We start from the raw sequence: 5852 nt of genomic DNA, 5'->3' as shown, positions 1-5852 counted from the left end.
TTCGGCCAGGCGCCGGTCCACCCGCAGGTGGCTGAGGTAACGCGGCAGCGGATCCGGCAGCAGGTCCGGCCCGACGGTAGGCGGTGCCGCGTCGACCATCGCGGCGCTTATTCGCCCACCAGCAGCCGGCCCAGCGCGGCGCTGGCAATGTCGCCGACCTGGACCAGGAACTCGGTGCCCATGTCGCTCTGGTAGCGCAGCGCGTCCGGCGAGCCCAGCACCAGCAGGCCGAAGCATTCGCCAGCGGACTTGCCCAGGCGCAGCGGCACCAGCGCGACGGACTGCGCCGGCGTCGGGTCGCCCAGCCAGCTGGTGGCCTCGAACTGGGCGTTCAGGCCGCAGTAGGGCTGGGTCAGGCTGGACGCGAAGGTCTTGATGTCGTCGCTCACGGCCTGCGCCCACGGCAGGTGGCCGTGGCCGGCCGAGACGCCCCAGACCCGCACAGCGGCCTGCGGGATCAGGAACTCGTGCTTCAGCTCCTCGATCAGCACCTGGCCCAGCAGCGAGGCACTGCGCGCCAGCATCAGCGCGCAGGTCCAGCGGTGCATGCGCTCGGCGATTACCACGTTGTCCTGCCCGGCGCGGATCATCTCGATGATCTTGCGCTCCAGCCCCTTGATGCGCTCGCGCAGCATTTCCATCTGCCGCTCCTGCAGCGAAACGGCGCGCAGCCCGTGCGGGCTGGTCAGCTGCACGGTGGACAGCAGTTCGGCATGGCGCTCGAAGAAACCGGGCGTGTTGACCAGGTAGTTGGCGATGTCGTCTTCGGTGATGCCTTGCAGCGGGGTGGTCACAGTTCGATCTCTCCTTCAAACACGGTCACCGCGGGGCCGGTCATCAAGACCGAATGCCCGGGGCCGTTCCATTCAATCGTCAGCACGCCGCCACGGGTGTGCACGTCCACCTTGCTGTCCAGCCAGCCCAGGCGAATGCCGGCGACGACCGCCGCGCAGGCCCCCGTGCCGCAGGCCAGGGTCTCGCCCGCGTCGCGCTCGAAGACGCGCAGCTTCACTTCGCTGCGGCTCACCACCTGCAGGAAGCCGGCGTTGACCTTCCGGGCGAAGCGCGCGTGGACCTCGATGCGCGGGCCCCAGCTGGCCACCGGTGCGGCGTCCACCTCGGGCACGCGCAGCACGGCGTGCGGGTTGCCCATGGAGACGACGGCCACTTCGGCGGTGTCGCCCCCTGCGTCGCCATCACCCAGGTCCAGCGGCCACAGCTCGAAGCCGTTGACCATGCGCGGCACCAGACCCGAAGGGTCGAACGGCAGGCGGGCCGGCTCGAAGACGGGCTGGTTCATGTCCACCGTGACACGGCCATCGGCCTGCAGGCGCAACTCCAGCTCATTGTTGACGGTGGCCACGCGGATGGTGTCGCGCTCGCTCAAGCCATGGTCGCGCACGTAGCGCACGAAGCAGCGCGAGCCATTGCCGCACTGCTCGACCTCGTCGCCACTCGCGCCATTGAAGATGCGGTAGCGGAAGTCCACGCCGGGCCGGTCCGCGGCCTCGACGACCAGGATCTGGTCCGCACCGACGCCAAAGCGCCGGTCGCCCAGCAGGCGCAGCTGATCGCGGCTCAGCGCCAGCGGCGCCTGGGTCGCGTCCAGCACGACGAAGTCGTTGCCGGCGCCGTGCATCTTGGTGAATCGCAAACGCATGGCGCGATTATCCGCGCTCGCGCGCTGCCGGCCCCTCGGTTCGCGGGGTTTGCCCAGGGATTTTCGACCGGCTGGCTTAAGGGCCGCGCCAGCACCGACGCCTAGTCACGGTGAGGGCGTCGCAAGGCGGCCCTGACTTCCAACCCAGCCAAGGAGTTCCCCATGCTCAGCCTGAACACCAATGCCGCCGCCCTGTCGACGCAAAGCGCCCTGGCCAACAGCCAGAAGGCCCTGACCACCTCGATGACCCGCCTGGGCACCGGCAACCGCGTCAATTCCGCGATGGACGACGCCGCCGGCCTTCAGATCGCCACCCGCCTGAACGCGCAAACCCGCGGCATGGCCGTGGCCCAGCGCAACACGCAAAACGGCATCTCGATGATGCAGACGGCCGAAGGCGCATTCAGCGAGGTCACCGACATGCTGCAGCGCATGAAGGACCTGGCCACCGAAGCAGCCAACGGCACCTCGTCTGCCGACGACAAGACCGCCATGCAGTCCGAATACGACGCGCTGGGCCAGGAGCTTTACAACGTGATGAACAACACCACCTTCGGCGGCGCCAAGCTGCTGGCCGGTGGCACGCTGGGCGCCGGTGGCGTGACCTTCCAGATCGGCGCCAGCGCCAGCGAAACCATGGCGGTGAACGTCTCGACCGACATGACCACGCTGGGCACCGACCTGCTGGCCGCCACCGCCAACTACGCGGCAGCTGGCAGCACCGGCACCGAACTCACCGCCGCCGGTGGCGCCAATGCCGCCATCACCAAGCTGGACACGGTGCTGAAGGACGTAGGCAAGGTGCGCTCGGCCCTCGGTGCCGCGTCCAACCGGCTGGATCACGTCTACAACAACCTGGCCAACATGAGCACCAACACGACCGCCGCCAAGGGCCGCATCATGGACGTGGACTACGCCACCGAAACGTCCAACATGACCGCCAAGCAGATGCTGCTGCAGGCCGGCACCTCGATGCTCAAGCAATCGGGCTCGATGTCGCAGATGGTCCTGTCGCTGATGCAATAAGCCTCGGCCCCTCCCATGAGCAAGCCACCTCCGGGTGGCTTTTTTCATGCCCTGCTTTAAGCGCCGAGCGCCACCGGTCGCCTATCAGGGGTGAGGGCGTCGACACGAGGCCCCGACTTTCCAACCCAGCCAGGAGTTCCCCGTGCTCAGCCTCAATACCAACGCCGCCGCCCTGTCGACGCAAAGCGCCCTGGCCAACAGCCAGAAAGCCCTGACCACCTCGATGACCCGTCTGGGCACCGGCTATCGCGTGAATTCCGCGATGGACGATGCCGCCGGCCTGCAGATCGCCACCCGCCTGAACGCCCAGACCCGCGGCATGGCCGTGGCGCAAAAGAACACCCAAAACGGCATCTCGATGATGCAGACGGCAGAAGGCGCATTCAGCGAAGTCACCGACATCCTGCAGCGCATGAAGGACCTGGCGACCGAGGCGTCCAACGGCACCTCGTCGGTTGACGACCAGGATGCCATGCAGTCGGAGTACGACGCGCTGGGCCAGGAAATCGGCAACATCATGAAGAACACCACCTTCGGCGGCGCCAAGCTGCTGGTCGGCGGCACGATGGCCGCAGCGGTGACCTTCCAGATCGGGGCCTCGGCCGCCGAAACCATGACCGTCAATGCCAGCACCGATCTGGCCACGGCAGTGACGGACATCACCGCAGCCACCGCCAACTACGCGGCCGCCACGGCGCACGCCACCGGCACCGGTGAAATCAATGCCGCCAATGCCAATGGCACGATCGACAAGCTGACCACGGCGCTGAAATCCGTCGGCGCGGTGCGCTCCACCCTGGGTGCAGCGTCCAACCGTCTGGACCATGTGTACAACAACCTGTCCAACATGAGCACCAACACGACCGCCGCCAAGGGTCGCATCATGGACGTGGACTACGCAACGGAAACGTCCAACATGACTGCCAAGCAGATGCTGCTGCAGGCCGGCACTTCGATGCTCAAGCAATCGGGCTCGATGTCGCAGATGGTGCTGTCGCTGATGCAGTAAGCCTCCGCTTTGTCAGCCGCCAAGCCACCTTCGGGTGGCTTTTTTCATTCCCGGGTTTAAGCCCGATCGAAACCTCGTCGCCTATCCGGGTTGAGGGCGTCGACACGAGGCCCCGACTTTCCAACCCAGCCAGGAGTTCCCCATGCTCAGCCTCAATACCAACGCCGCCGCCCTGTCGACGCAAAGCGCCCTGGCCAACAGCCAGAAGGCCCTCACCACCTCGATGACCCGCCTGGGCACGGGCTATCGCGTCAATTCCGCGATGGACGACGCAGCGGGCCTGCAGATCGCCACCCGCCTGAACGCCCAGACTCGCGGCATGGCGGTCGCCCAGCGCAACACGCAAAACGGCATTTCGCTGATGCAGACGGCAGAAGGCGCCTTCAGCGAAGTGACGGACATCCTGCAGCGCATGAAGGACCTGGCCACCGAAGGTGCCAACGGCACGGCTTCGACCGACGACAAGACCGCCATGCAGTCGGAATACGACGCGCTGGGCCGCGAGCTGAAGAACGTCATGGACAACACCAGCTTCGGCGGCCAGTCCCTGTTCGCCACCGGCACCAACGCCGCGGCCGTGACCGGCGGCACCAGCACGCTGGGCAAGACCGGCGGCGTGACCTTCCAGATCGGCGCCAGCGCCAGCGAAACGATGACGACCAACGTCTCGGCATCGGTCGCCGGGCTGACGAACGACGGCGGCACGCTGGGCCTGGCCAGCGCCGCCTACAAGACCACGGCCACCGCGGCCACGGTGGGCACCGAGATCGGTGCCGCGGCGACCATCACCTTGCTGGACAACGCACTGAAGGACGTCGGCACGGTGCGCTCGGCCCTCGGCGCGTCCTCCAACCGCCTGGACCACGTCTACAACAACCTGGCCAACATGAGCACCAACACCACGGCTGCCAAGGGCCGCATCATGGACGTGGACTACGCCACGGAAACGTCCAACATGACTGCCAAGCAGATGCTGCTGCAGGCCGGCACTTCGATGCTCAAGCAATCGGGCTCGATGTCGCAGATGGTGCTGTCGCTGATGCAGTAAGCACCGGCCCATCCATCACCAAGCCACCTCCGGGTGGCTTTTTTTCATTCCGGCGTTTAAGTGCGGTTCGCTGCCTGTCGCCTTGACTGGTTAAGGGCATCGAGACGAAGCCCACCCTTCCCCACCAGCCCAGGAGTTCCCCATGCTCAGCCTCAATACCAACGCCGCCGCCCTGTCCACGCAAAGCGCCCTGGCCAACAGCCAGAAGGCCTTGACCACCTCCATGACCCGCCTGGGCACCGGCTACCGCGTCAACTCCGCGATGGACGACGCCGCCGGCCTGCAGATCGCCACCCGCCTGAACGCGCAAACGCGTGGCATGGCCGTCGCCCAGCGCAACACGCAGAACGGCATCTCGATGATGCAGACGGCAGAAGGCGCGTTCAGCGAAGTCACCGACATCCTGCAGCGCATGAAGGACCTGACGACCGAAGGCGCGAACGGCACCGCGTCGACCGACGACAAGGCCGCCATGCAGTCCGAATACGACGCGCTGGGCCAGGAGCTCTACAACATCACCGCCAACACCACCTTCGGCGGCGCCAAGCTGCTGGACGCCGCGACCGGCTCGTTGGCCGCCACCACCGGCGTGACCTTCCAGATCGGTGCCAGCGCCAGCGAAACCATGAAGGTGGACGTGTCGGCCAGCCTGAAGACTGGCGGCACGCTGGACGCCGCGCTGAAAGCCGCCAGCGCCAACAACTACAAGGCCTCGGGCTGGACGGCCGGCACCGAAATCGGCTCTGCCGCGTCGATCACGCTGCTGGACACTGCACTGAAGGAAGTTGGCACCGTGCGCTCGGCACTGGGCGCCGCGTCCAACCGGCTGGACCATGTCTACAACAACCTGGCCAACATGAGCACCAACACCACCGCTGCCAAGGGCCGCATCATGGACGTGGACTACGCGACGGAAACGTCCAACATGACTGCCAAGCAGATGCTGCTGCAGGCCGGCACCTCGATGCTCAAGCAATCGGGCTCGATGTCGCAGATGGTGCTGTCGCTGATGCAGTAAGCCTCGGCCCATGTCACAAGCAAGCCACCTCCGGGTGGCTTTTTTCATGCCCTGCTTTAAGCGCCGAGCACCACCGGTCGCCTATCAGGGG

Annotated in this window: 6 protein-coding genes; 4 read left to right on the top strand and 2 right to left on the bottom strand. The window is 66.3% G+C overall.

Annotation, left to right across the window (positions count from 1 at the left end):
- Window positions 1-107: 107 nt before the first annotated feature.
- On the bottom strand, window positions 108-794 hold the full coding sequence (locus FKP22_RS18900; protein ID WP_141289265.1) for a DUF484 family protein: 687 nt from the start codon (window positions 792-794) through the stop codon (window positions 108-110).
- Complete coding sequence (gene dapF / locus FKP22_RS18895; protein WP_141289264.1) at window positions 791-1660, bottom strand: diaminopimelate epimerase; 870 nt, start codon at window positions 1658-1660, stop codon at window positions 791-793. The genes FKP22_RS18900 and dapF overlap by 4 nt, the downstream gene beginning before the upstream one ends.
- A 162-nt stretch (window positions 1661-1822) precedes the next feature.
- On the opposite strand from dapF, the gene FKP22_RS18890 reads away from it, so the two are divergent.
- The 4 genes from FKP22_RS18890 (at window position 1823) to FKP22_RS18875 (ending at window position 5761) form a co-directional block, all read left to right on the top strand.
- Window positions 1823-2686, top strand: a complete 864-nt coding sequence (locus FKP22_RS18890; RefSeq protein ID WP_141289263.1) for a flagellin N-terminal helical domain-containing protein — start codon at window positions 1823-1825, stop codon at window positions 2684-2686.
- A gap of 142 nt (window positions 2687-2828) precedes the next feature.
- Entirely contained in the window at window positions 2829-3695 is an 867-nt protein-coding gene (locus tag FKP22_RS18885; RefSeq protein WP_141289262.1) for a flagellin N-terminal helical domain-containing protein, read from the top strand.
- 142 nt (window positions 3696-3837) lie between these two features.
- A complete protein-coding gene (locus tag FKP22_RS18880; protein ID WP_141289261.1) occupies window positions 3838-4743 on the top strand; it encodes a flagellin N-terminal helical domain-containing protein in 906 nt (301 codons plus the stop codon).
- 142 nt (window positions 4744-4885) lie between these two features.
- Window positions 4886-5761, top strand: a complete 876-nt coding sequence (locus FKP22_RS18875; RefSeq protein ID WP_141289260.1) for a flagellin N-terminal helical domain-containing protein — start codon at window positions 4886-4888, stop codon at window positions 5759-5761.
- The last annotated feature ends 91 nt before the right edge of the window (window positions 5762-5852 follow it).

This window comes from Ideonella azotifigens (genome assembly GCF_006519715.1).
Taxonomy (GTDB): Bacteria; Pseudomonadota; Gammaproteobacteria; order Burkholderiales; family Burkholderiaceae_C; genus Ideonella; species Ideonella azotifigens.
The sequence above is the reverse complement of the archived record's forward strand: the minus strand, read 5'-3'. Positions and strand labels throughout refer to the sequence as shown.